The following is a 26061-nucleotide window of genomic DNA, read 5'->3' on the forward strand; positions in this document are numbered from 1 at the left end:
CATGATGCAACGTTTTTCAGGTTCTCCTGTTTCCCGAACCCTGGGCTATGCTCTTGCTGCCGTAACGTTGACAGTTTCGGTCCCCGCTTGGGCTGATGATCACGCGGCATCCAAACCTGCACCGGTTAGCGAACTGGTGAACGCCGTCGACATTCCTTATGAAGAATTTACGCTTGATAATGGTTTGAAGGTTCTGGTTCATACAGACCGCAAAGCACCGATTGTGGCCGTATCCATCTGGTATGGGGTCGGTTCTGCGCACGAACCGAAAGGCAAGACCGGATATGCCCATCTTTTTGAGCATATCATGTTCAACGGATCGGAAAACGCACCGGGTGATTTCTTCGGTCCGCTCCGTCAGATCGGTGCCACGGATCTGAACGGGACGACATGGCTGGATCGCACCAATTATTTTCAGACTGTTCCGAAATCCGCACTGGAAGTTGCCCTGTTTCTGGAAAGCGACCGCATGGGTTATTTGCTGGGCGCCGTGACGCAGGAGAAGCTGGATAACCAGATTGGCGTGGTGTCAAACGAGAAACGTCAGGGCGACAATCGCCCTTACGGACTTGTTGGCTACCGCCAGACAGAATTGCTGGTCCCCGATGACAGTCACCCTTATGGCCATGACACAATTGGTTCGCTGGAAGATCTTGAAGCCGCTTCGCTGGATGATATGAAAACATGGTTCAAGGATCATTACGGACCCAATAACGCGATACTTGTGCTGGCTGGCGATATTGATGCCAAGGCAGCCAAACCGCTCGTTGCGAAGTGGTTCGGTGCCATCCCGAAAGGTAAACCCATCCCGACGCTCAATCCGGAGCTGCCAACCCTGGATGCTCCCGTCTATGAAGTAATGAAGGACAAAGTTGCGACAACGCGCATCTATCGCAACTGGATGGTGCCAGGTTTGAACGACCCCGATTATACGCCGCTTGATGTCGGGATGACGGTCCTGGGCGGTCTCGCGAGTTCGCGTCTTGACAATATCATGGTGCGTGAAGAGAAAAATGCAGTTGCTGTATCTGCCTGGGTCCTGCCATTTGTGCATGGCAGCATGGTCAATATTCAGGCTGACGTGAAACCGGGCGAAGATGCGGATGCGGTTGCAAAGCGTCTGGATGAAATCATTGCAGATTTTATTGCCAACGGCCCGACGGCTGATGAAGTGCAGCGGGTTGCAACCCGTGATGCCGCTGCCCGGATTGCCGGCCTCGAACAGGTTGGCGGATTTTCCGGTAAAGCCGTTGCGCTGGCCGAAGGTGAACTTTATTCGGATGACCCCGAACATTATAAAAAAGAACTGGCTCGTCTCGCGTCGACAACCCCGGAGGCAGTCACAGCAGCTATGCAAAAATGGCTGACACGTCCGGTGGTTGGCATTCGTGTCGTGCCGGGAGAACGGGAAGCTTATGAAGAAGTCGCGGCAGGAGAGGGCGCGCGGACCGGCTCGCTGACGTCGCCCGCATTCTTCATGCAGGGCGATCAGCCGCCAACAGCATCCCTGCCTGACCGGTCAAAGCTTCCCGATGTCGGTGAAGTGCCGAATGTGGATTTCCCTGATGTCGAGACCGCGACATTGTCCAACGGTGTCAAAGTTTATTTCGCGCAGCGTGACGCAGTGCCGATGACACGGGTTTCGCTGTCTTTTGATGCTGGAGCAACTGCAGATCCGGCTGATAAACCGGGCCTTCAGAATTTTGTCACTTCCATGCTGGAAGAAGGCACGACAAGTCTGAACTCGGTACAGATTGCAGAACAACAGGAACGACTGGGTGCGAATATCTCTGTTGGCGGAGGTCGTGACCGGACAAGTATCAGCTTGAGAGCGGTGAATCCCAATCTCGATTCCTCGCTGGATCTTCTGGCAGATATCGCCAAAAACCCAGCTTTTGGTGCCGCTGAAACGGAACGCATCAGAGTTCAGCAGTTGACGGCAATCGACCGCGAAGAGAGCAATCCGCGGAGTATTGCTACCAATGCTCTGCCACCGCTGCTTTTTGGAAAACAGCATCCCTATGGGCGCGGGTTGTCAGGCAATGGCACAAAAGAATCTGTCGCCTCGATTACGCGCGAGGATCTTGTGTCATTCCACGACAACTGGCTTCATTCTGGCAATGCGACGATTTTCGCGGTTGGCAATATTGAACGAGATGCATTGATCGAAAAACTTGAAATGCGGTTTGGCCAGTGGGACGCCGCGACAGCGATGCCAGTCAAGAACTTCGACGCCGAGATTCCGCCATCGCAAGGCCGGATCGTGGTTATCCACCGCGCTAACTCGCCGCAATCGATGATCCTGGCCGGACAGGTGACACCGTCCAAAGGGTCTGATGATCTGCTGAAACTCAACGCCGCCAACGAGATTCTCGGCGGCAGTTTCCTGTCGCGGATCAACATGGATCTTCGGGAAACGAAAGGGTGGAGCTATGGCACCCGCAATTCCGTATTGAGAGGTGTGGACCGGGTGCCATATATCATGAGGGCTCCTGTTCAGACCAACCAGACAGGCCCGGCGGTTGCGGCAATGATGGAGCAGGTGAAAAGCTTTCTCGGAACCAATGGCGTTACGCCGGAGGAACTGGAACGAACCGTGAATGGCAATGTGCGTCAGCTTCCCGGTCAGTTTGAACGATCCACACGCGTGCTCGGGCAAATGCAGAACGACGTGATGTTTGGTCGTCCGTCCAACTATGCAGAGACTGTCGCCGAACGCTACAAGACGTTGACCGCTGACGAACTGAACAAGGCGATGGCGGATGCCATTGATCCTGACAAGTTTACCTGGGTGATTGTGGGCGATGCCGACAAGATCAAACCGCAGCTGGATGCTCTGGGACTGCCGATCGAATATCGCGGCTATGAAGCTAGTAACACTGATGTTAGTAGTATTGACAGTTCAGATGATTCGGATTCAACACGCGGTTGAACCTGCGGATCAGAGCTAAGTTAAAAGGAGAAAAAACATGTCAGTAGCAGGCGTATATGATTGCGTAACCAAATCCCCTATGGGTGACCAGGCTTCGGTTTTGACACTGGAAGTAGATGGCGACACCGTAACCGGAACCAATGCGGGTGCGCAGGGTTCACTGGAAGTGGAAGATGGCAAAGCGGATGGCAATAGCGCGACGTGGACCATGAACATGACCGTTCCCATGCCGATGAAACTCACGGCCAACGTAACCGTAGACGGTGATGCGCTGACGGGCAGCATCAATGCCGGTGCATTCGGTGATATGGCGATTTCAGGCACCCGTCAGGGCTAAGTCTGGGACCGAAAAACAAAAAAAGGCCGCTGTCCAGTCCGGATGGCGGCCTTTTTTATGGATCAGTTCATCCGCTAGCGAATAACAACACTCACCGCCCGGCGGTTCTGTGCCCATGCGGACTCATCGGAGCCGAGCGCTTCGGGCCGTTCCTTGCCGTAACTCACCGTCGTCATGCGGGATGGGCTGACGCCCAGTGATGCGAGATAGTTTTTCGCCGCATTGGCCCGGCGCTCACCCAGCGCAAGGTTATAGTCCCTGGTGCCGCGTTCATCGGCGTGACCTTCGATTGTGATTCGCGACTGCGGGTTCTGGGCCAGCCACTGGGCCTGGCTCTGCAGAATGATCTGATCTTGCGAATCCACGTTGAAGCGGTCGGTATCAAACAGGATGCGATCAGACATTGTGTTCGCGAGGAAATCGCCTTGTGAGCCAGGAGCATATCCCGGGCCCGGATCAGGCGGCGCGGTGGTTACCGGTGCCGTTCCAATCGGAGCTGGCGGCAATTCTTCCGGTGCTTTTTTAGCACAACCTGCAACAATCAAGCTGGAGGTAATCAGGAGGGGTGTTGTATATTTCCACATTTTTTCTACTCCTAGTCTAGTCTGCCCTTGTGGCACTTATAACCTGTTTTCAGTTACTTGTCGCATAATAGTTACACGGCTTCCCGCTTTTATGGCAGCAATGGTCCCCATGAGGGGTCGGAACCGTTGACCGGCGTCGGCAACTGACGCTCGTTTCTCCCGGTAAGATCGACCTGCCAGATACCGGTCCGGCCATTGCCGCGGGTTGTTCGGAAATACTGGATGACGCGTCCATTGGGAGCCCAGGTCGGGGCTTCGTCCTGCCAGCTGTTGGTAAGCAATCTTTCGCCGCCACCGCTCGGCGTCATGACGCCAATGCGGAAATTCCCAGAAGTTCGGGTAAAGGCGATGAGATCTCCGCGCGGACTCCATTCCGGCGTCGCATAGCGGCCGCCGCCAAAACTGATCCGGCGTGCATTGCCACCGCCCGCGCTCATCACATAAAGTTGCTGGCTGCCAGAGCGGTCACTTTCGAAAACGATCCGGCCACCATCCGGTGAAAAGCTGCCCCCGATATCGATGCCTGGAGAAAAAGTCAGGCGCTGCGGCTGACCGCCTCCGGAGGAGACTTTATAGATATCCGTATTGCCCGCAATCGCCATGGAATAGAGAATCCATTTGCCATCCGGTGACCAGCGCGGGGCAAAAGTGGGATTGGTGCTCTGGGTAATCAGCCGCTGCCGCCCGGTTCCGATATCGTAGATGTAAATACGCGGATTGCCATCGAGAAAGCTGAGATAGACGATGCTCTTATAGTCAGGCGAGAAACGCGGCGTCAGAGCAGTTGCCTGACCATTGGTGATGAACCGGTGATTGGCGCCATCACTGTCCATGATCGCAAGCCTTTTGCGCCGATTATCCTTCGGCCCGGTTTCGGCAATATAGGCGATCCGGCTGTCAAAAAATGGCGATTCACCGCTGAGCCGTGAATAGATAACATCGGCGCATTTATGGGCCGCCCGGCGCCAGTCGCGGGGCTCTACAACAAAACCCTGCCGAGTCAGTTCGGATTCCAGTGCAACATCATATAGATAACAGCCGACGGTCAATTTGCCATCCGGGTTGGTGCGGACAAAACCCTGGATCAGGGCCGCAGCGCCGGTACCGCTCCAGTAAGGGAATTGCGGTGCGGTGACTTCAATGAAACTGATACCGCGTACCTGATTGCGTCCCTTGGGCTGGAACAGTCCGCTTGAACGCAGATCGGTCACGATGACATCACTGATTTTTCCGCCAAGATCAGCGGTGCTTCCGGCAGGTGTGTTCGTGTCCTGCGGTGTTGGAAGGCCTGGCACGGCGATGATCAATTGATTGTCGCCATCGGCTGTTACAGTCCCGGTCAACTGAGCTAATGCTGGTGTGGTTGAAAAAATGAACGCAACAAGTGCAAGACTTTTCATGATCAGGTTAGTGCTGAAGGTCACGACAATGTTGTTCATATTCTTCAATCCTTTAGCGCGATAGGCTCTTGTCGAAATCATATCTAATTGACTTCCATTCTGCATAAAATTTTTCGGGAAGCCTGAAAGGGGCAGCGCGGCGTATCGCTGCTACTGCTCTTTCCGCATGAAGCGCAACTTGTGGCCGGTTACTGGGTGTTGCACCCGAGGTACGGATGACGTTTGGAGGTCCCGACAAACTTCCATCCGGGTTTAAGTTAAAAATTATGGTAGTCCGGAGAAGCTCTGCATCCGCACCTGAAGGCGCAAGTCGTTGCCAATGCGGTTTGAGTTGTCGCGTCACTTCTCGATTCAGTGAGGCCACAGCAGCCGGAGAAGCCTTTTCAGCGGCAATGTTTTGATTACGGCTCGTCGAAGGGGCGTCTGTCACACCTTTGAGGAAATCCTTGCCTAATCTCGATCCCTTTGGCTTTTCTTTCGGTTTGGGCGTTGGTTTGGGCGGTGCCTTCGGTTTCGCTGCAGGTTTTTCGCGGGGCGGTGTTGGTTTTACATCCGGAAGTTCCGGCAACGGCGCCACATCGGGTTCTACGAGCTCCGCTGGATCGGGTGTGCCCAGTTCCGGTGCGACACTGGTTGCTGGCGGTACGAGAGAAGGATTGGGTGCAGAACTTTCCAGCCCAACCTCATCGGCAATCATCACTTCGATCGGTTTGGGTTTGAAGCTGTCATCGGTGCCGCCGAAAAAGCTGAACGACAACACTCCGAACAGGGCAATATGCCCTGCAGCCGCTACTCCCAAGCCAATTTTCTCAGCACGTTCCATATCAGCGAACCATTTCTATGGCGTCTCGGATGAACCGCTGGTGACTGGACCGGTGACCAGGGACAGGCGGTTCAAACCTACCCGGTTCAACTCACCCATCACTCCCATCACCAGCCCATATTGCAATGTCGTATCGCCGCGCAGCATAATTTGTCTCGGATTCTGAGGGTCTTGAGCTCCTGCAATATCACTCAGACGTATGACGAGGTCGTTTCGGCTCAATTCTTCATCGTCCAGAAAAATCCGTCCATTCTCGTCAATCGAGATTTGCACGGGTTCCTGGTCCTGTTCCAGCGCATTGGCCCTGCTTTCCGGCAGATTGACCGGTACACCGGCAACCAGCAACGGTGCGGTGACCATGAAGATGATCAGCAGGACCAGCATCACATCTACAAAAGGTGTGACGTTGATTTCGGCCATGGGCGGCCGTCCTCTGCCGCGCCGGCCGCCGCGGGACGAGATATTCATCGCCACTAGCCTCTCCCCAGTTCGAGTTCGCGACTGAGACTGGCATGGAGGCCATCGGCAAATCGGCCCATACGCGCTTCCAGTTTATTCAGCCGGTGCGAGAAGCGGTTGTAGGCAATGACTGCGGGGATGGCAGCGAACAGCCCGATTGCCGTTGCAAAAAGCGCTTCGGCAATACCGGGCGCGACGACGGCGAGTGAACTGTTCTGTTCCGCCGCAATCGCGGAAAAACTGCGCATGATGCCCCATACCGTGCCGAACAACCCGACAAAAGGCGCGACGCTGCCGACGGTGGCGAGAAAATTCAGTCGATCGGCCATCCTGTCGATTTCTCTGGTGATCGTAGCGTTCATCGCGGTCGCGAGACGCTCTCTTGTCCCTTCGCGATCCACCGGGCCGGCGGATGTAGATCGGCGCCATTCCTTGATACCGGCGGTAAAAACTTTCGCGACCGGCAGAATGGATTTGCGATATTTGTCAAAAAACCGGTCGACATCCTGCGTGCTGGAATAGGCAGATTCGAACTTCTCTGTTCTCGCCTGAACTCTGCTGATTTTCAGCGCGAAACTGACGATGATCGTCCATGTCCAGATACTGGCGAGCAGCAAGCCGACCATGACAAGCTTCACGACAATATCCGCCTGCAAGAACAGGGCAAATGGAGAAAATCCACTGGATACAGCATCAACGGATAGGGTTTCTAGCAAAGCAAAATCCTTTTGGGTTTATTGCGGGACCATGACGCTGGCGAACGCTTTTGTCCATGCTTCAGGCTGGCGTCGCGGACGTCCCGAAGGTGCAAGGAAAGCGGCCTGCACCATTGCAGATGCGATTTCTTCATTTTCCCGGAAGATTGTCTGTTTGATGATAACACTGGCTGCGCGCAGTTTTTCAACACTGCTCACGATGACGAGATCATTGTCCAGTTTGGCTGGCCGCACATATTTGATCGAAAGATCGGCGACAGCATAGACCCCTTCGCCCGAATCATATGCCGCAGCCTGGTCCATATCCAGCCCCCGCAGCATGTCCGATCGCGCCCGTTCCATGTAGCGCAGGTAATTGGCATGATAGACAATACCTGAAAAATCCGTGTCTTCGAAATAGACCCGGCAGGCGAAATAGTGCTTTCCGTCCACAAACCGGCCGTCATGGGGTTTGACGTCGTCTGGAACCTTTTCAGAAACGTTCATGGTGCAGACATTAGGCTGCTGGATTCACGGACGAAAGGGGGAATTTTCCGAGGCCATGCAACTGGACCCGATTTTGAGTCCGTTGGGCGGCATATCAGTGCTGTAAAACGGGATTGCTGGCCCGGCCCGTTGCCTCATTGTCCAGCATTATTTCTAGCGCGCGCATCCTACGCAAAGATGAGCCGCGGGGTCTATTAACAGGCGTGCGTGCGCCACGGGTTCGCCGCATTCTGCACACCAGCCATAATCGTCGCTTTCCATCCGCTTGAGCGCATTGTCGATCCGGGCAAGATCGCTGATTCGCCGCCGCGCTTCAGCCTGGGCCATTTCCTGTTGCTGCATGGCATCCATGCGCGACAATCGGCCGACGCTCTGCTGGTCAAGTTCGACGGTGCTGCGCCAGCCTTCGGCTTCGGCATCGAGTGCTTTGAGTTCCGATTGACGGGCGATCAGCATGGCCTTCAATTCTTCGACCTGACTGGCTGAAAGCTCGTCTGCCATATGGGATTACCGGGTTTTCGGTGCCAGCAAGTCCAGTGCGGCTGCGGTCATCGCTTCGGTCCCCAGAGTAACGGATTCTCTCGGGGCCACTTTGAAGAAGGGTGAATGATGGGATGGCACCTGTGCGCCGCCATTTTTCTCCCGATCAAAATCCGCTTGCGGTGTCCCGCCAACCGAGAAATAAACGCCGGGCACATCGGTATTGGGAGCCACAAAATAGGCAAAATCTTCTGCGCCCATACCTTCCCGTGGTTCTTCATGGAACACGTCACCTCCAAATCTTTCACCGAAAAGGGCCTTGATGCGGCTGGTCAATGGCGCGTCGTTATAATTGGCCGGTGTCGATTCATGAGATACTTTTACCTCAGGCAGCTTGTCTTCCGGCAAGCCATTCATGCGACCGACATTTTCCGCAATTCGTTTTATACCCGCAAGCAGTTTTTTGCGGGTATTTTCGTCATCAGAACGGACAGTCAGTTGCATCTCGGCTTTGTCGGAAATGATGTTGTGCTTGAACCCGCTGTGGAAGGACCCAACTGTCACCACACCCGGCTTGAGAGGGGCGATCTCACGACTGACAAGCGTCTGCAAATTCATGATGATCTGCGCACCCATGACGATCGGGTCTTTCCCGCGGTGGGGAGAAGCACCATGTGCTCCGACGCCGTGAACGACAATGTCAACGCTGTCGGAGGAGCTGCTGGCGATACCCGAGTCAACGGCAATTTTACCGGTTGGAACGCCTGATGAAACGTGAAAAGCCATGGCATAATCGGGCTTTGGAAAGCGGCTGTACAGGCCATCATCCATCATCAGTTTCGCGCCGCCAATCCGTTCTTCGGCAGGTTGAGCGATCAGGATCAATGTCCCGCTCCATTGGTCTTTCATGCCAGCAAGCTGTCGCCCGGTACCGATCAGCGAGGTAATGTGTACATCGTGGCCGCAAGCGTGCATGACCGGTTTTTCCTGACCGTCTATGCTGACCTGCGTAACAGTCGACATATAATCCAGACCGCTGTCTTCGACCAGTGGCAGACCATCCATGTCCGCACGCAGCATCAATGTCGGGCCGTCACCATTTTTCATGACAGCCACAACACCGGTTCCGCCAACTTTTTCTGTCACCTCAAAACCGGCAGCACGCCATTCCTTGGCCATGATCGCTGCCGTGCGGGTTTCCTTGTAGGAAAGTTCCGGGTTGCGGTGAAAATCGAGAAACAGTGCTTCCAGCTTGTTGTCATAATCTACGGAAATGGCTTTCCCAAGATCGGTTGATTGGGCTGATGCAGGCTGGAAGGCCGCCATACTTGTGGTAGCGGCCAGAGCCAGAATGAAACGTTTCACGATTTTCCCCTCGGTAATTTTTTCTCTTTATGCCGGTCCAAGGCGGAACGCGCAAAGCTTATTGCCTTCCGGATCCCGAAAATAGGCTGCATAAAATGCCATTGGCCCGTCATCGCCGCGAACACCGGGCGCGCCTTCGTCGCTGCCACCCAGTTCGATGCCTTTGTTGTAGAAATTGTCGACTTCGGACCGCTCCTGCATTTGCAGCGCAATCATGTTGCCATTGCCCGGCTGGGCGGCATCGCCGTTAAATGGCTGGGTGATTGCTATGGATGGCGAAGTCATATCGACGCCATATAAGGTGAAACCGTTTTCCTCCATTTCCATGAGGCGTTTCGCGCCCAATTCGCCGAGCAACCCATCATAATAGTTGCGCGCTTTTTCGAGATCATTCGTGCCAAGAGTTACATATCCAATCATCGATTCATCCTCCCATGTTCATTTTGCAAACGCAGATTTTGTTGCCGTCAAGGTCGCGGAAATACGCGCCGTAGAACACGTCCGGTGCCCGCCAGCCCGGTTCGCCTTCATCGGCGGCGCCCAAGCCCAGTGCCTTTGCGTGCAGCGCGTCAATTTCTTCGGTTGAGTCAAACGACAGGGCAACCATCGTCCCATTGCCGAAACAGGCTTCACCCTCGTCATAGGGGCTTGTGATACACAGCATCGGCTGCCCCGGCCCCTTGCCGAAAAACTGACCGCCTGCGGGCGTCTTGAACAGGCGCTTGATGTCCGTATCTTCGAACAGGGCATCATAAAATGCGAAGGCTTTGTCTTTGTCGTTTGTTCCGAGCATGGTGTAGGCGATCATCGTTCTTCTCCTGGAAGCGTTTGCGGTTGATTCGGTTTCGGAGTGAAACCTATCAGTCGCAGGAAAAGATGCAATGACCTGCGGGGTCATTTTCCGGAACCTGAGTACGAAAAAAGGCTGTTCCGGTTTTACTTTCCGGATCGAACCACAATCCCGATCTGAGACCATAGGCTTCTCCGGAATGGCCGTAACGCGTTATGCCATCCCCAAACGGATCGTCCTTGCAGACACCGGGACGCCCGGCGAGCGCCAATATGTGTACGGACAGGCCATAAGCACAGAAATATCCATCTTCGCTTTCACCGTTATTGCCATCATAAACCCATATCGGTTTCAATAGCTCGGCAACTGTTCCCGGTTTCAGGAAAGGTCGCGTCTTCATCAGCTCAGACCGATCTGCTGATGCGCTTTTGACGCGACCGCCATTCAAAAACATCTGGCCGACTTTCGCCAATTGCTGGGCAGAGATCCGCAATCCACCTTGAGGGCTGAACGGACTTCCGGTCACGCCCGCGCGTTCTTTGGAATAGCCGCATTTCCCGGAAGTGGCTGGCACAGTGGAACAAGGCTGTTCCCGAAATTCCGCGTCCCGAAGGGCTTTGCCCTCACTGTCATACAAGGTGACGGCTTTGGCGGCGGTTTCGTCGGTGCATGCGACCCAGTTATAGCATGCTGTCAAACCCAATGGCGCAAAAACCTGTTCGGCCATGATCTTACTGAACGGCGCATTGTGGCCACTGGGAAGCTGTGTCGTGGTTTCGATGACTGCGGCGATTATCTGCGAATTGAGATTTGAATAGGCAAAATAACTGCCGGGTTCATGTACCAGATCCCATGCTTTGGGATCGGTGGTTATTCTAGCGAGCGGAATATCAACAGCAATCGCATAGCCTGCTGCATCCCGCAAACCCGCTGTGTGCGACATAAGCTGCCGCAACGTGATCGATCGCCGGGGAAAAGCGGGATTGTGCAGGTCCCAGGATAGATAGTCGTTTACGTCTCGATCCAGATCAAGTTTACCTTGGTCGACAAGGCGCATGACGCCAAGCGCCATGACAAATTTCGAAATGGACGCAATACGGACAGGGTCATTCGGCTGAAGTGCGCGCTGGTCAATATGGTTCGCTTCGCCCTGAAGGGCAGTGACGTTGAAACTATTCGAGCCAAAATCGATCATCACCGCAGCGGGTGATCTTGCGTCGCCATACCCGGCTTCCCGTGGATGAACCCGTTCTGTAGGCCAGCCCGCCGCAAAAAGAAAAACGCAGCAAAGACAAAGTGTCTTCACTGCGTTTTTCAAATGTTCATTTCGCACGAGTTAGCCGGCGGTGCATGCGCCAATCCGTTTGCCGCTGTTCTTTGCGGTGATTTTCATATTCACGCCAGCTGCTCCGCCATCCATGCTCAACGTCATGTCATAGCTGCTGGGGCCATATTGACCGGTCATCGCCATTGTCATCTGTCCGGCGCCCTGGTTCATGTTGGTGCAGGACATTTCGGAATCGATCGCTCCGCCGCTCATGTCGAATTTTTTGACTTCACAATCAAATTCCTTCTGCGCAGAGAAAAATTCTGCACCAGGGTTTTTGGCCTGTTCTTCGCTCATGCACGACTTGCTTGTCGTTTTCTGGCTCTTCATGTTTTCGATCAGGCCGGCCGGCGCACCGCCCGGCATACCTTCGATTTCAACATCTATGATCTCAACCGTGTTTTCCCATTCGCCATGCTCCAGGCTGACTTCATTCATTTCAGCGGCGACTTCTTCGGTCGTGATTTTGCCATCACCGTCCGCATCTGCGCCATTATCAGAGCAGCCGGATATGAGTGCCACAACTGCGGCAGAAGCTAGAATCTTTTTCACGTTAATTCCCCAACATTTTTCAATCTCTGGTTTTTGCCATAGCCTGCAGCATTTGTCTTGTAAATTTGCGTTACCTGCCGTCCAGAATTGGGATGACAATGGACCCTTTTTGTTCCATATCCCGCTGATGGCAAAACTGGTGATCAGAGAGGGTCTGGCCGAACCGGACACAGACGGAAAATTTGTTCCGCACAAACCCGCACGCCCCGAGAAATCAGAGGGTGGCAGGTCTTTTGAGCTAGTCAGCGATTTTGAACCATCCGGAGATCAGCCCACTGCTATCGCGGAACTGGTCGAAGGGATTGGCGGCGACGAAAAAGATCAGGTGCTGTTGGGAGTTACCGGGTCGGGCAAGACGTTCACGATGGCAAAAATCATCGAGAAACTGCAGCGTCCGGCACTGATTCTTGCGCCAAACAAGATATTGGCGGCCCAGCTCTATGGAGAATTCAAGAGCTTTTTCCCCAATAATGCGGTCGAATATTTCGTCAGCTATTATGACTATTATCAACCCGAGGCCTATGTCGCGCGTTCCGACACCTATATCGAGAAAGAAAGCTCGGTTAATGAAGCGATAGACCGGATGCGGCACAGCGCTACCCGGTCACTACTCGAACGCGACGACGTGATTATTGTTGCATCTGTTTCCTGCTTGTACGGGATCGGCTCGGTTGAAACCTATTCGGCGATGATCTTTGACCTGAAAAAGGAACAATCGGTTGATCAGCGGGATATCATCCGCAAGCTGGTGTCGTTGCAATATAAGCGTAACGATCAGGCCTTTGCCCGCGGGAATTTCCGGGTGCGCGGAGATAATCTTGAGATTTTCCCATCCCACTATGAGGATATGGCCTGGCGGATTTCCTTTTTTGGTGACGAGATAGAGGATATTGTCGAATTTGATCCGCTGACCGGCAAGAAGGGCGCAAGCCTGAACCGGGTCAGGATTTTCGCCAATTCGCACTATGTAACGCCCGGACCGACAATGAAACAGGCGATGGAGGCGATCAAACTGGAGCTCGGTGTGCGGCTCAAGGAGCTGGAGGCTGAGGGCAAGTTGCTCGAACACCAGCGGCTGGAACAGCGGACGAATTTCGATCTGGAAATGATCGGCGCAACGGGAAGCTGTGCAGGCATCGAGAATTATTCGCGGTTTTTGACCGGTCGCATGCCCGGCGAGCCGCCACCCACCCTGTTCGAATATCTGCCGGACAATGCGCTTCTGTTCGTTGATGAAAGTCACCAGACGGTTCCGCAAATCGGCGCCATGTCAAAGGGTGATCATCGCCGCAAGATCACGCTGGCGGAATACGGGTTTCGCTTGCCGAGCTGTATCGACAACCGGCCACTGCGATTCAACGAATGGGATGCCATGCGGCCACAAACCGTCAGCGTTTCGGCGACACCTGGGAATTGGGAAATGGAACAGACGGGGGGCGTTTTCAGCGAGCAAGTCATTCGTCCAACCGGCCTTATCGATCCCCCGGTCGAGATCAAGCCGGTTGAAGATCAGGTGGATGATCTGATCAACGAGTGCCGGAAAGTGGCGCAGCAGGGCTATCGCACTCTGGTGACAACGCTGACCAAGCGGATGGCGGAAGACCTGACCGAATTCATGCACGAAGCGGGAATCAAGGTCCGTTACATGCACAGCGATACCGAGACACTGGAACGGATCGAACTGATCCGCGATCTGCGACTGGGCGTCTATGATGTGCTGGTGGGCATCAACCTGCTGCGGGAGGGGCTGGATATTCCCGAATGCGGGCTGGTCGCGATACTCGATGCGGACAAGGAGGGTTTTCTGCGTTCCGAAACATCATTGATCCAGACGATTGGCCGCGCTGCGCGTAATGTGGAAGGCCGGGTCATTCTCTATGCCGATCGCATGACCGGTTCGATGGAGCGGGCACTGAATGAAACCGGACGCCGGCGCGCGAAGCAGGAAGAATATAATCTCGAGCACGGGATAACGCCAACAACGATCAAGAAGAATATCGGCGATATTGTCGCACATGTTGCAAGCAAGGATCAGGTCACCGTTCCTATTGATGATGATACGGAACATCTCGTCGGACATAATTTGCGCAGCCATATCGAAAGCCTCGAAAAACGCATGCGCGATGCTGCGGCTGATCTGGAGTTTGAAGAAGCCGGCCGGTTGCGTGACGAAATTCGCAAACTGGAGGCGGATGAACTCGGCGTGCCCGCAGATCTGCAGGTCGCCGCGCCGAAGGGCAGGTCGACCGAAGGCCGGCCTGGGACCCGCAAGGGCAAATATGGCCGAACCAGCAAAAAACGGATGGGGTGAAGCGAGAGATAAACTCCATTGAATTGCCGGTCGTCCGATTGAGCGGAAGGCTGAATCCGTATATAGTCGAGTCGGGCAATCAAAAGGCAGGGGACAACTGGAGCGCCGATCGTAGCGGCGTTGAAAGGATGACACGATGACCCTCGCATCCCGCCTGTTCACCAAAGCCGCCGGAAAGCTTGATAACAGGTTCCGCAATGTCCACCCCGGTGACGTACTGCATTATGATTTTGGGATAGGCGAAGAACTGGACCCGGAAGATCTTGCTGCAGATACGGGCATCGCAATTTCCAAGATAAAGTCAGTCGTGCATTGCAAGGCTGGAATCGACGCTGATATGGATTTGCGACTGGGTCGCTATTTTCAGCTTCCCGATGGCTTTTTCCTGCGAATGCAGAATGACTATGATCTGGAAGCCGTGCATAATGAGGTCGATGCGGATCTGATCCAGATTGAACCCCGAGGCAGCTAGTTTCCGGCCAGCGTCCATTCGATCAACAACAGATTGAAGCAGACCAACAACATGCATCCGTCTTGTGCAAACCGGGTGGCAGGTTCATGTTCCCTCGAACGTTGAGGGAGAGAATATCATGCGTGCATTCATAACGACGGTTCTAGCGACATCGGTTCTGGCGCTGGGCGCCTGTACTTACTCGGAAACAGAATCCGGGTCCGCGTCTTCAGCTGCAACCCGGCAGGCTGCTCCCGATTTTGCTGCCGCTGTATCCGCGCCGGGACGTGTAGACGGTGATACCAAGCTGGACGGCAGCCGGATGCCGGTTGAAATTCTGTCGTTCATGGGGCTGGAAACGGGCGATACCGTTGTCGATATATTCGCGGGCGGGGGATATTATTCCGAGATCATGGGTGCGGCAGTCGGGTCGGGCGGATCGGTCCTGGCCGTGAATCCACCGCAATTTGTATCGAGTGACGCCGCCAAAGCGAAATGGGCCGGCGTCAAAGCGCGGCAGTCCCATGTCTCTATGCTGCCTTCACAATTGCCGGGCTATAAACCCGCTGCCAACAGCATCGATTTTGCCATGCTGCATTTGATTTATCACGACTTTTATTGGGAAAGCGAGCAGTTCAAAGTTGAGCGCATGGATCCAGCCGTAATATTGTCCAATCTCTATGCCGGTATGAAGCCGGGCGGCATTGTGGCCGTGATCGATCACACCGGCAATGCCGGCGACACACGCGAGATTGTTGAAAAAACACATCGGATTGATCCGGCCACCGCAAAAGCGGATTTCGCAGCAGCTGGGTTCGTCCTCGAAGCGGAGAGTAACATGTTTGCCAATCCCGAGGATGATCTTGATAAAAATGTATTTGATCCAGCTCTTCGCGGAAAAACGGATCGTTTTGTGATGAAGTTTCGCAAACCCGAATGATGTCTGGATGTTCGCAAAAGTCCCGCGGAGGGCCCGCGAATCGCTTCCCGGAGAGCAAGTGATTGATCCTGCAAGCCTATTTGCGATGTTGTCCGGTACAGGAAAAACGCGGGTTTTTTCCGGCTTCTTCTGCAGTGGTAAAGTTACCGAAAAATATAATAATATTTCAACACATTACGACGAGTTACAATTGTTTACATGACTATTCATGCTGAATTCGGTTATTGACCTCTATGTAAGTTGCGTATTCGCGAGTTGGCGAAATGACTTCGTCACCGAATTTTGGATGACGGGATTTCCATGGAGCTTTTTGTGAATAGCGACGGCAAAAGCAAAAACAGCAGTTCGTCTGCAGCGGGATGGCGTGGCCGTTCTGATGGTATCGCGTTTGACCGTGCAGAAGTGCGGGCTGGTCCAACCTTGGGTGATGGTTTGTATCTGGTTGTCTCGGGGCCAGTTCCCGATATTCCGGCGCAGATAAAATTGCGCCCGGTGCTGAATGATCTCGCACCTGAGTATCGGCGGATTGAGATTGTATCGGAATCGCAGCCAGAAGCCGGTGTCGCCGGAAACAAGAATGGTGACAAGCGTGGGGGCAAGTATGAACGATCCATGCCGCTGTCCGGACTGTCCGGAACCAAAGGCATCGAGCTCGTGGGAAGCAATGGGACCAGGAAATTTGATTTGATCAGTCATTGAGTTTGACCGACGGCGCCCGGATTCAGGGTCGCAGGTTGTCGGAACAAAGGCGGGAGACAGGTTTGAGTAGCGTAGAAACCTGTCTCCCGATCCTTGGAAACCCTGAAGTTGCGTAGTCTAAAAGTTTAGTCCGGCACTCCTTTTTACGAGGGGGCTTTCAGGGGGTTTGCAAGCCGCCGGACAATGGAAGCAGAGTTGGTGCGCCAGTTGAGTATTGCGCGTCAGCTCTGCTTTTTTGTGCCTAGCTGGCGTATTTCACCGAACAGCCATAAGCCCGGGACTGGGCAATGCGGATCGCGTTACCACTTTTCAGGTCTGACAGGGCGGCGGCAACATGGTTGCGCGCACCTTTGATGTCGGCAGGATTGGCCGTGGGCTTGTCGTCAATACCGCCCTGGTAGACAAGCTTGCCTGCACCATCGATGACGTACATGTGCGGCGTCGTACGGGCGCCATATGCCTTGCCGATCAGGCCTTTGCGATCGAGCAGATAGTGGCTGGCCTTTAGATTTTGCTCTGCAAACAGGGTCTGTGCCTGCTTGCTGGACATATATCCTTGCTTGCCCGGTGCTCCGCTGTTGATGGTGAGCCACACGACGCCCTGTTTGCGCGCTGCAGCCTGGGTGCTTTGCATGTTACCGCTATCATAATGTTTCTTCACGAACGGACAGCCGGGATTATGCCATTCCAGCACAACGGTCTTGCCGCGAAAACTGGATAGCTGAACGGTGTTGCCGTTCATGTCAGTCAATTTGAAATCCTGCGCCACAGCACCATTTTTTTGCCCGGCGGCAAGCGGCTGAGCCAGTCCTGCAACTGCAACCGTTGCCATTGTGGCCAGAGCAAAATTTTTCAGCATGATTCTTTCCTCGCTTGTTCAGTGTGCATTGGCTGCGAATTCCGATTGTGTGACAAGATCTGTCAATGTCCCGACAGTCAATATTTGTGGCAGGATCACAGGATCCTTGCCCGGTGCATAATAAAGATAGAGCGGAACACCGGCGCGGCCGTGTTTTTCAAGAAATTTGCTGATCGCCGGATCGGGGCGTGTCCAGTCACCCATCAACACAGCCACATTGGCAGCGGCAAAGGCATCGGCAGTTTCCTGACGCTGGACCGCAGCCGCTTCATTGGCTTTGCAAGTGATGCACCAGTCGGCCGTGAAATAGGCAAATACCGGTTGCCCGGCCGCCCGCAATTCGCTGAGCCGGGCTTCGGCAAATGGCTCGCTGGGAAGAGTTGCAGAAGAGGCGGTGGCAACTTTCTGGCTGTCCATGGCTTCTTCTCCAGGGAGAGCCCAGACACCAGCCAGCACTGCAACAACAAGCGCCGCTGTCGTAACTGCACCGCGGGAGAGTCCCTTCAGCTGACCGCCACCAAACCACCACAATGTGATCGTCACAATGAGCAGGAACACGAGGGACAGACCAAGGGCATCGGTTCCAATCTGGCGGCCCAATAGCCAGATCAGACCAATACCGGTCAGGAACATCGGGATGGCCATGATTTTGCGGAAACTGTCGAGCCAGGCGCCGGGCTTGGGCAACCGGTTACGAATGGCCGGTACAAACGCAATGAGCAGGAACGGCAGGGCGAGGCCAACTCCCAGTCCGGCAAAGATTATCAGCGCAGCAATCGGAGGAAGGACGATGGTTGCACCCAATGCTGCCGCCATGAACGGCCCGGTGCATGGGGTCGCCACAAAGGCTGCGAGAGCGCCCGTCCAGAACGATCCCGACGCTCCATCTTTTTGCGTCAGCTTGTTCCCGAAATTGAGATTGGGCAGTTCGAAAAGGCCCGCGAGATTGAATCCGATCGCGGTTACCAATGCGAGCAAGACGAATATTATTCGCGGATCCTGCAGTTGAAATGCCCAACCCACTGCAGCTCCGCTGGCGCGCAATGCCAAAAGTAATCCGCCCAGAGCGGTCGCAACAACGATCACGCCAGCTGTGTAAGCAAGCGCATCCCGCCGTACGACAGTTTCATCCCCGCCCGCCTTGGCCAGGCTGATCGCCTTCAGACTCAGAATGGGGAAAACGCAAGGCATGAGATTCAACAGGAGCCCGCCGACAATCGCGCCGCCCAATGCAACCAAGAGCAAGTTGGCTTGTGACTGGCCACCACCGGAGCCGCCATCACTATTGCTCAATGCAATGCCGGTCATGGCAACGTCGCCGCTGGTAGCTTTCAACGAAAATCCCATGTTCGAGCCGATTTTCAGAACACCGCTTATCGTATCCAGAGCATCGCCGCGGGCACCGGTCTCGATGATCAAGCGGTCGCCATCCCGATTGACCGTCTGGGGCGCGGCATAATCAACAACGCCATCTTCCTTGATAAAGAAATATGGCTTGGAGACGGCGACATCAGCAGGGAACGGAACCGAAAGGCGGAACATGTCATTCTCGACATCAAAGGTCGCCTGGCTTCCGAGCTGGCGGGGCAGGGCTTCGCGATAGGCGTTAAACGCATTGTTCAGCGATACGGCAGCATCGGGTCCAACGACTTCCAGATTGATTGACAGCTCATCCTGCTCCGGCACACAGATCTCATCGGTACAGGCCAGCCATTCGGATTTCACCGATATCGGAAGAAGACCGGGTTGAACCTTTTCCGACACCACCAGATTGACAAGGACGGCATAGTCACCCTTGTAAATGTAGTTCATGATCCCCGAGATCAGCAATGTATCCGGAACCGGATAGCGGGCTTTGCCTGCGGTCACGCCATCCGGCAGCTTCCAGTCAAAACTCATTCCGATGCCGGCATCTCCGGGATTTTCCCAATAGCCGTGCCATGTGGGCTTGGGTGTCATGACAAAGGCGAGGGTGACGCTTTGACCCGCTTGCACCTGCTGCGATTCGGCCACCAATGTCGCCGGTACATTCAGTTCCTTGCTGCCCAGAACATTTTGTGCGCGCGCCGGACTGACGCTGAGAACAAACGAAAACAGCAATGCCATTGCCACAGTCTGCAGTGTAGTCACCAGGTTTTGCCTGCGATGTTTATGTCCCGACAGAAACATGTTTTTCATGAAAACTCACCATTTCGCTTTTCGTGTCATTTAAGCTATCAGCGGCGCTCTTGCCATAGCTGCTTTTGATCATGGGGAATTATTCGTGCGCCTAGCCAGATTTGTTACAGCCTTTGCCGGTCTTATTGCAATATCCGGTAACGCCAGTGCCGAGCATCACAATCCGGATACACCGGCAGCACCAAAACTTGTGGTCGCAATCTCGGTTGACCAGTTTTCGGCGGACTTGTTCAGCGAATATCGCAGCACTTTTACTGGTGGATTGAAGCGCCTTTCGGATGGAGCCGTTTTCCCGTCCGGTTATCAATCACATGCTGCGACGGAAACCTGTCCTGGCCATGCCACGATCATGACAGGAACCCACCCCGGACGCGCCGGTATTATCGCCAATAACTGGATCGATCTGTCTGTAAAACGTGACGATAAAACCATCTACTGTGCCGAGGACGAGCGCATTGAAGGCACAAGTTTTGGAAGTATCACGGCTGCAACCCAGGGAGATTACGTGGCCTCGCCCTGGCATCTGCTGGTCCCCACGCTGGGCGAACGGCTCAAGCAGATATCGCCCAAATCGCGCAATGTTGCCGTGTCGGGCAAGGATCGCGCAGCATTGATGATGGGAGGCGCAGATGTTGACGCGATTTACTGGTGGAAAGGCAGAGGCTTTACGACGCTGAAGGGCCAAACTGTTGCCCCCGCGATTGGAACACTGAACGCTGCCATCGGTGAAGCGATAGACAAGGCGCGGGCACCTTATGCTGTTCCGCAGCATTGTGAGGCGCGGAATCAGAAGATTTCCATCAATAAAAACCAGTCGGTCGGCACCTATGCGTTTCAGCGGCCGCAAGGCGCAGGGCGGATTTTTCGGGGGTCTCCCGGGTTTGACAAAGCCACGATCGATGCAGGTCTGGCTTTGGTGCGGTCGATGAAACTGGGGCAAGCAGAAGCCACGGACATACTCTCGCTGGGATTGTCAGCGACGGACTATATTGGACACGCCTTCGGCACAGGTGGTCTTGAAATGTGTATTCAAATGTCCGAACTCGACCGCAACCTGGGTATGTTGTTCAAGACACTGGATGAGCAGGGCATTGACTATGCCGTCATGCTGACGGCTGACCATGGCGGACATGATTTGCCGGAACGTTTGCAGATGCAGGGCGTTCCTGATGCCGAACGGATCGACCCCAATCTCAATGCCGGGTTTGTCGGAAAACAGGTAAAGGACATTATCGGCGACACCTCGGGCGCGCAGGTTCTTTTCGCGGACAGCCCGTTTGGCGATTATTATGTCAGCCTGGATCTGCCGGATGAAAAGCGGGCAGAAGTGAAGAAGGTCGCCATGACCATGTTCTCCGCCCATCCACAAGTCGAAGCGGTATTTGATCATGAAGATCTTGCAAAGGCACCCACGCCCGCCGGCCCCGTTGAAGAGTGGACGATGGCCGAACGCACCCGCGCTTCATTTCATCCTGATCGCTCAGGTGATTTTATCGTGCTGTTGAAAAAGGCGGTCACTCCGATTGCGAAGACCGGCATGGGTTATGTTGCAACCCACGGTAGCCCGTGGGATTATGATCGGCGGGTGCCGATTTTATTCTGGCGCGCGGGCATAGGACACTTCGAGCAGCCGCTATCCGTCCGAACAATAGACATCGCGCCGACTCTGGCAGCCATGATTGGGTTCAACATTCCGGATGACGAGATTGACGGCATCTGTCTTGATATTGATGGCAGCGCCAGAAACAGCTGCCACCGCCAATGACGCTTCGTATTATCGTCGTTCGTATCGCGTAAGCCCGCGGCCCAGAGTGTTGTTGGCAATGCGCAGTTGATCGCCGCTCCAGTCCGCCACAAACCAGGTATTGCGGTTTACACCCCTCGCCAGCGCGGCATTGTTGGAGTGAATGTTGAGGCCCGCTGAACTGTGTTCCCGACCTTCGGCAGCCACGGCCACGAACGCACTGTAATTTTCCTTGTCCTGCCCCTGAACAAAAATATTGTTGGTGATAGTCCCGGTGGCACCGGCTGGAAGGTCGATCATGTAATTGGTCCCGCGTCCCTGCGTATCATCAAAGCTGCTTCCGGTTACAGAAATACGCCCGGACCGGCTTTTGACATAATGTCCGCCATTGCCCTTTTCGAAGCGAGAATTGGTCACGGTCAACGAACCGAAATCACCAATATAGATGCTGTGCGCGCAGGAAAGCCCGCGATCACATCGCCCCAGACGCTGGAACGTCGATCGGGTGATTACAATTTCGGCGCTCGGATCATCGGCACTGAGAATGCCCTGTTCGGCATTACGAAACAGCGCATTGTTGATGTAAAGGTCACCTCTTTCGATCCGGATACCTGCACCGTTGCCATCGGGGACACGCTGATTCTGGAAAACGATGCCGTCGATGGACGCGGCTTTTCCGCGCAACACCAGACTTGCCTTGCCTTCGCAAATACCGCCGTCAAACACGGACTGTCCCGCGATCGCAGCCTTGTAGGTAATGCGCCCGGCATCCTGTACGGCACAATCACCATAGGTGCCCGGTGCGATGACGATCGTCGCGTTGTTTCCGCCCACAGCTTCAACCGCATCGGCCAGACGTGAATAGCCCTGACCGGTTTCAGCCACGGTGAAAGGTGCTTCTCCGCCTTGTGCCAGTGCTGATCCGGCAATCGCCAGCGACAATGCGGCAGCGGAGGTAATATAGACAGGCAATCTCATGAAATGCAGGCTCCTTGGAGGACATGTATCTTGATCTATCGGCCCTAGTGATGGTTCAACATCAGTACAATGCGGCTATCCTAGTTGTCCCAAATGAATCCAAGCTGATCGAAAGAGGTTAAATATCACCTTATCCGCAGTGGAATTGCGCATGTGACTGATTGGTGTGAGGTAGCTGTCTCGATATGAGACGATCTAAAGGTACGAGACTCGCAATTGCGTTAGGAATTTGTTAAGATATTTCCACGGGTCGCATTGTTAGCGAGTTTTTTGCTCGCAAAAGGAAGAATGACAATGCAAAATTTTCTTAAAACTACCGCAGTGATTGCTGCTCTGGCGACCGCCGGAACCGCAAATGCCGCTATCGTGATGGGGGAACTCACCGGTGGTACAGCTGCAGCTAATGGCGGTGTTTTTCAACAACTTACGCCAGCAGCTGGTTTCGCAGTCGGCGATAATAATCAACAGTCAAATGACCTGTTTGCTTTTGACGAAGCACAGGGCGTGGCACTGGCAGCTGACGTTGGAGGATTGACCGCCGGCACGGTCGTCTACAGCCACTATGTCGCGTTTGACCCCGGTCCGAGTCGCACCGGCGTCGGCTATGTCGACTTTGATGGTGACATTCTCGCCGTTCTGGATGCCAAAGCAGATATGGATCTGACAGACGCATTGCTTGGCAATCCCAATGTCAACTATATCAGTGTTGCTCTTCGCGGCCTCGAAAGCGCGGATAGCTTCAATGTTGTCGGCAATCGACTGAATATCGATTTCCGTGCTTCTGATCCAGGTGACTATGTGCGCGTTTTGACCGCCGCTCCGGCTGTTCCTGAACCAGCTACATGGGCAATGATGATTGGCGGCTTTGGATTGGTCGGAGGCGCAATGCGTCGCCGCCGCAACGTAATGACGAAAGTCAGTTACGCCTAAGCCGTTTCATTTGGCAAATTGATAAAAGCCGGTCTCGAAAGAGGCCGGCTTTATTCGTTGAGATTGGGGCGCAGCCATTGCCGTGCGCGGTCAAGCGGCACGTCGCGGCGTGCAGCATAATCCTCGACCTGGTCTTCGCTTATTCTGGCGACCCCGAAATAGTCGGCATCCGGGTGCGCAAAGTAAAATCCCGAAACAGCGGCCGTCGGAGTCATGGCAAAACTGCTGGTCAGTTCGATGCCGGTATGGGCCGTGGCATCGAGCATATCAAACAATAGCGGTTTCAGGCTGTGATCGGGGCAAGCGGGATAGCCGGGGGCAGGTCGAATGCCCTGATATTGTTCCTGGATCAGGGCCTTGTTGGTGAGATTCTCATCCGGTGCATATCCCCAAAGATCTGTCCGCACATGTTCATGCATGCGCTCGGCAAAAGCTTCGGCCAGACGGTCAGCGAGAGCTTTGAGCAGAATACTGTTATAGTCGTCCTTATCGGCCTCAAACCGGGCAACATGCGCATCTATGCCGTGGCCTGCGGTCACTGCAAAGCCGCCAATCCAGTCATCTGATGTGTCGATATTGTCAGCCAGGCAGTTATTGGTTTTCCCGCCGCGCTTCATCACCTGTTGCCGGAGCATCGGCAGGGTGACTTCGTCATTTTCCGGGGATACCAGGATGTCATCCCCATCCCTGCGCGCGCGCCACAAACCTGCAACTCCTTTTGCGGTCAACCATTTTTCTGCAATGATCTGGTCGAGCATTACCTGTGCATCCCGGAACAGATCGCTTGCGCTTTCACCCACAACATCGTCGGTCAGAATGGCGGGATATGTGCCTGCAAGCTCCCAGGCGCGAAAGAATGGGGTCCAGTCAATATAGGCGCGGAGATCTTCCAGATCCCAGTCTTCATAGACATGCAGCCCCGGCTTTTGCGGGGCTGGCGGTTTTTTACCCATGTCCAGCGTGGCCGCGTTTGCACGTGCTTCGTCCAGCGTCGCCAGCTTCTTGGCAGTTTTTCCGGCGCGCGCGATCCGCACCTGTTCATAATCCTCCCGGGTGGACGCAATAAATCCGTCGGCCTGGGTATCGCTGACCAGCTGTGATGCCACGCCGACGGCACGGCTTGCGTCGAGGACATAGACGGTCGGTCCGGCATAGGCCGGTTCGATCCGCAAGGCGGTATGGGTTTTGGATGTCGTTGCGCCGCCGATCAGCAAAGGCGTTTTCATGTTCGCCCGCTCCATCTCTTCGGCCACCGTGACCATTTCATCCAGCGATGGCGTGATCAATCCGGAAAGGCCTATTATGTCAGCGTCATTTTCATTGGCCGCTTTCAATATGTCCGTCCACGGCACCATCACGCCGAGATCGACAACTTCAAAGCCGTTGCACTGCAGGACCACGCCGACGATATTCTTGCCGATATCGTGCACATCGCCCTTGACCGTGGCCATGATAATCTTGCCTTTGCCCTTGGCGCCTTCTTCCTTTTCCGCTTCGATATAGGGGAAGAGATGGGCCACAGCCTTTTTCATGACGCGTGCGGATTTGACGACTTGGGGCAGGAACATCTTGCCGGAGCCGAACAGATCACCAACGACATTCATGCCGTCCATCAGCGGGCCTTCGATAACTTCGATCGGACGCCCGCTTCGGTCTTTGACGGCCAGGCGCGCTTCTTCGGTATCCTCGATAATATGGGCATCAATCCCTTTGACAAGCGCATGTTCGAGACGCTTGGTGACTTCATAGCTGCGCCATTCTGCTGCCGCTTTTTCTGCTGCCTTGTCGGTGCCCCGGAATTTCTCGGCCAAGGTAATCAACCGGTCCGTGGCATCGTCCCGCCGATCGAGCACAACATCTTCACAATGTTCGCGCAATTCGGGATCAATATCGTCATAAATGTCGAGCTGGCCGGCATTGACGATGGCCATGTCCATCCCAGCCGGGATCGCGTGGTAAAGAAACACGCTGTGCATCGCCCGGCGGACGGGCTCATTGCCGCGAAAACTGAATGACAGGTTGGACAGACCACCCGATATGTGAACATGCGGGCAGCGCTGTTTTATCTCCGCAGTGGCTTCGATAAAATCGAGCCCATAGCGCCGGTGCTCGTCAATGCCTGTCGCTACAGCAAAGACATTGGGATCAAAGATAATATCTTCGGGCGGAAAACCGATACCGGTAAGCAGCTTGTATGCCCGTTCGCAAATCTCGACTTTGCGGTCTTTCGTATCGGCCTGACCTGTTTCGTCAAAAGCCATGACGACAATGGCCGCGCCATAAGCCATACACTTGCGGGCGTGGCTGAGAAATTCCTCTTCGCCTTCCTTCATCGAAATCGAGTTGACGATGGGCTTGCCGGATACGCATTTCAGCCCGGCCTCGATGACAGACCATTTTGAGCTGTCGATCATCACCGGTACGCGGGCGATATCGGGCTCGGCAGAAATCAGCTTGAGAAAGGTCGTCATCGCCATTTCGGCGTCGAGCAAACCTTCATCCATATTCACATCGATTATCTGCGCCCCGTTTTCGACTTGTTGCCGGGCGACTTCAACTGCGGCTTCATAGTCATCATTGAGAATGAGCTTCTTGAAACGTGCCGAGCCGGTCACATTGGTGCGTTCGCCGATATTGACGAAATTGGTGGAAGAGAAAGTAGTGGTCATTTTTATGATAACTCGTCACGCTGAACCGGTTTCAGAATCTTGTGCGGATGG

At 54.4% G+C, this 26061-nt stretch carries 24 protein-coding genes; 8 read left to right on the forward strand and 16 right to left on the reverse strand.

The annotated features are described in order from the left end of the window. Position 1: 1 nt before the first annotated feature. Both ABJI30_RS02665 and ABJI30_RS02670 read left to right on the forward strand, forming a co-directional pair. A complete protein-coding gene (locus ABJI30_RS02665; RefSeq protein WP_348015361.1) occupies positions 2 to 2932 on the forward strand; it encodes a pitrilysin family protein in 2931 nt (976 codons plus the stop codon). Between the two features lie 37 nt (positions 2933 to 2969). Continuing rightward, positions 2970 to 3269, forward strand: coding sequence for a hypothetical protein (locus ABJI30_RS02670; RefSeq protein ID WP_348015362.1), 300 nt, complete (start codon positions 2970 to 2972; stop codon positions 3267 to 3269). Positions 3270 to 3343: 74 nt separating this feature from the next. Here ABJI30_RS02670 and pal read toward each other — a convergent pair whose 3' ends face one another. From pal to ABJI30_RS02730, 12 genes are all read right to left on the reverse strand, one after another. Next, positions 3344 to 3853: a peptidoglycan-associated lipoprotein Pal gene (pal, locus tag ABJI30_RS02675; RefSeq protein ID WP_348015363.1), complete on the reverse strand. Its 510-nt coding sequence runs from the start codon at positions 3851 to 3853 to the stop codon at positions 3344 to 3346. Positions 3854 to 3942: 89 nt separating this feature from the next. Further along, positions 3943 to 5253, reverse strand: a complete 1311-nt coding sequence (gene tolB, locus ABJI30_RS02680; RefSeq protein ID WP_348015639.1) for a Tol-Pal system beta propeller repeat protein TolB — start codon at positions 5251 to 5253, stop codon at positions 3943 to 3945. A gap of 52 nt (positions 5254 to 5305) precedes the next feature. Beyond that, positions 5306 to 6076, reverse strand: coding sequence for a cell envelope biogenesis protein TolA (locus ABJI30_RS02685; protein ID WP_348015364.1), 771 nt, complete (start codon positions 6074 to 6076; stop codon positions 5306 to 5308). Positions 6077 to 6091: 15 nt separating this feature from the next. Continuing rightward, positions 6092 to 6550, reverse strand: a complete 459-nt coding sequence (gene tolR, locus ABJI30_RS02690) for a protein TolR (protein WP_348015365.1) — start codon at positions 6548 to 6550, stop codon at positions 6092 to 6094. Then, the gene (gene tolQ, locus ABJI30_RS02695; protein WP_348015366.1) at positions 6550 to 7251 is read right to left on the reverse strand and encodes a protein TolQ; all 702 of its coding nucleotides are present in this window, start codon (positions 7249 to 7251) and stop codon (positions 6550 to 6552) included. Before tolQ ends, tolR begins: the two co-directional genes overlap by 1 nt. 18 nt (positions 7252 to 7269) lie before the next feature. Further along, positions 7270 to 7737 (reverse strand): YbgC/FadM family acyl-CoA thioesterase, encoded by a 468-nt coding sequence (locus tag ABJI30_RS02700; RefSeq protein WP_348015367.1) that lies wholly within the window; start codon positions 7735 to 7737, stop codon positions 7270 to 7272. A 153-nt stretch (positions 7738 to 7890) separates the two neighbouring features. After that, on the reverse strand, positions 7891 to 8238 hold the full coding sequence (locus ABJI30_RS02705) for a TraR/DksA family transcriptional regulator (RefSeq protein WP_348015368.1): 348 nt from the start codon (positions 8236 to 8238) through the stop codon (positions 7891 to 7893). 6 nt (positions 8239 to 8244) lie between these two features. Further along, positions 8245 to 9582 carry an amidohydrolase gene (locus ABJI30_RS02710; protein WP_348015369.1) on the reverse strand — a complete coding sequence of 446 codons (1338 nt, stop codon included), beginning with the start codon at positions 9580 to 9582 and terminating at the stop codon, positions 8245 to 8247. A gap of 27 nt (positions 9583 to 9609) precedes the next feature. Further along, entirely contained in the window at positions 9610 to 10002 is a 393-nt protein-coding gene (locus tag ABJI30_RS02715; protein WP_348015370.1) for a VOC family protein, read from the reverse strand. A 4-nt stretch (positions 10003 to 10006) separates the two neighbouring features. Beyond that, the gene (locus ABJI30_RS02720; RefSeq protein WP_348015371.1) at positions 10007 to 10390 is read right to left on the reverse strand and encodes a VOC family protein; all 384 of its coding nucleotides are present in this window, start codon (positions 10388 to 10390) and stop codon (positions 10007 to 10009) included. A 52-nt stretch (positions 10391 to 10442) separates the two neighbouring features. Continuing rightward, positions 10443 to 11705 carry a serine hydrolase gene (locus ABJI30_RS02725; protein ID WP_348025366.1) on the reverse strand — a complete coding sequence of 421 codons (1263 nt, stop codon included), beginning with the start codon at positions 11703 to 11705 and terminating at the stop codon, positions 10443 to 10445. A gap of 3 nt (positions 11706 to 11708) precedes the next feature. Continuing rightward, complete coding sequence (locus ABJI30_RS02730) at positions 11709 to 12251, reverse strand: DUF3617 domain-containing protein (protein WP_348015373.1); 543 nt, start codon at positions 12249 to 12251, stop codon at positions 11709 to 11711. Positions 12252 to 12378: 127 nt separating this feature from the next. Here ABJI30_RS02730 and uvrB point away from each other — a divergent pair, with 127 nt between their 5' ends. The 4 genes from uvrB to ABJI30_RS02750 all read left to right on the forward strand — a co-directional run bounded on the left by uvrB (position 12379) and on the right by ABJI30_RS02750 (position 16652). After that, a complete protein-coding gene (uvrB, locus tag ABJI30_RS02735; RefSeq protein ID WP_348015640.1) occupies positions 12379 to 14562 on the forward strand; it encodes an excinuclease ABC subunit UvrB in 2184 nt (727 codons plus the stop codon). 136 nt (positions 14563 to 14698) lie between these two features. Next, positions 14699 to 15034 (forward strand): HigA family addiction module antitoxin, encoded by a 336-nt coding sequence (locus ABJI30_RS02740; RefSeq protein WP_348015374.1) that lies wholly within the window; start codon positions 14699 to 14701, stop codon positions 15032 to 15034. A 118-nt stretch (positions 15035 to 15152) separates the two neighbouring features. After that, positions 15153 to 15953 carry a methyltransferase gene (locus tag ABJI30_RS02745; protein WP_348015375.1) on the forward strand — a complete coding sequence of 267 codons (801 nt, stop codon included), beginning with the start codon at positions 15153 to 15155 and terminating at the stop codon, positions 15951 to 15953. Positions 15954 to 16253: 300 nt separating this feature from the next. Continuing rightward, the gene (locus ABJI30_RS02750; protein WP_348015376.1) at positions 16254 to 16652 is read left to right on the forward strand and encodes a hypothetical protein; all 399 of its coding nucleotides are present in this window, start codon (positions 16254 to 16256) and stop codon (positions 16650 to 16652) included. A 241-nt stretch (positions 16653 to 16893) separates the two neighbouring features. Here ABJI30_RS02750 and ABJI30_RS02755 read toward each other — a convergent pair whose 3' ends face one another. Then, positions 16894 to 17511: a thioredoxin family protein gene (locus ABJI30_RS02755; protein ID WP_348015377.1), complete on the reverse strand. Its 618-nt coding sequence runs from the start codon at positions 17509 to 17511 to the stop codon at positions 16894 to 16896. An 18-nt stretch (positions 17512 to 17529) separates the two neighbouring features. Beyond that, positions 17530 to 19641: a protein-disulfide reductase DsbD domain-containing protein gene (locus ABJI30_RS02760; RefSeq protein WP_348015378.1), complete on the reverse strand. Its 2112-nt coding sequence runs from the start codon at positions 19639 to 19641 to the stop codon at positions 17530 to 17532. Between the two features lie 133 nt (positions 19642 to 19774). Between ABJI30_RS02760 and ABJI30_RS02765 the strand changes: the two genes are divergently transcribed. Then, a complete protein-coding gene (locus ABJI30_RS02765) occupies positions 19775 to 21454 on the forward strand; it encodes an alkaline phosphatase family protein (RefSeq protein ID WP_348015379.1) in 1680 nt (559 codons plus the stop codon). A gap of 9 nt (positions 21455 to 21463) precedes the next feature. On the opposite strand, the gene ABJI30_RS02770 is transcribed toward ABJI30_RS02765, so the two are convergent. Next, complete coding sequence (locus ABJI30_RS02770) at positions 21464 to 22411, reverse strand: right-handed parallel beta-helix repeat-containing protein (RefSeq protein WP_348015380.1); 948 nt, start codon at positions 22409 to 22411, stop codon at positions 21464 to 21466. A 294-nt stretch (positions 22412 to 22705) separates the two neighbouring features. On the opposite strand from ABJI30_RS02770, the gene ABJI30_RS02775 reads away from it, so the two are divergent. Next, positions 22706 to 23341, forward strand: coding sequence for a PEPxxWA-CTERM sorting domain-containing protein (locus tag ABJI30_RS02775; protein WP_348015381.1), 636 nt, complete (start codon positions 22706 to 22708; stop codon positions 23339 to 23341). A 50-nt stretch (positions 23342 to 23391) separates the two neighbouring features. On the opposite strand, the gene metH is transcribed toward ABJI30_RS02775, so the two are convergent. Beyond that, entirely contained in the window at positions 23392 to 26010 is a 2619-nt protein-coding gene (gene metH / locus ABJI30_RS02780) for a methionine synthase (protein WP_348015382.1), read from the reverse strand. Positions 26011 to 26061: the final 51 nt, after the last annotated feature.

Origin of the sequence: Parasphingorhabdus sp. (genome assembly GCF_039968395.1) — a bacterium.
Lineage (GTDB): Bacteria > Pseudomonadota > Alphaproteobacteria > Sphingomonadales > Sphingomonadaceae > Parasphingorhabdus.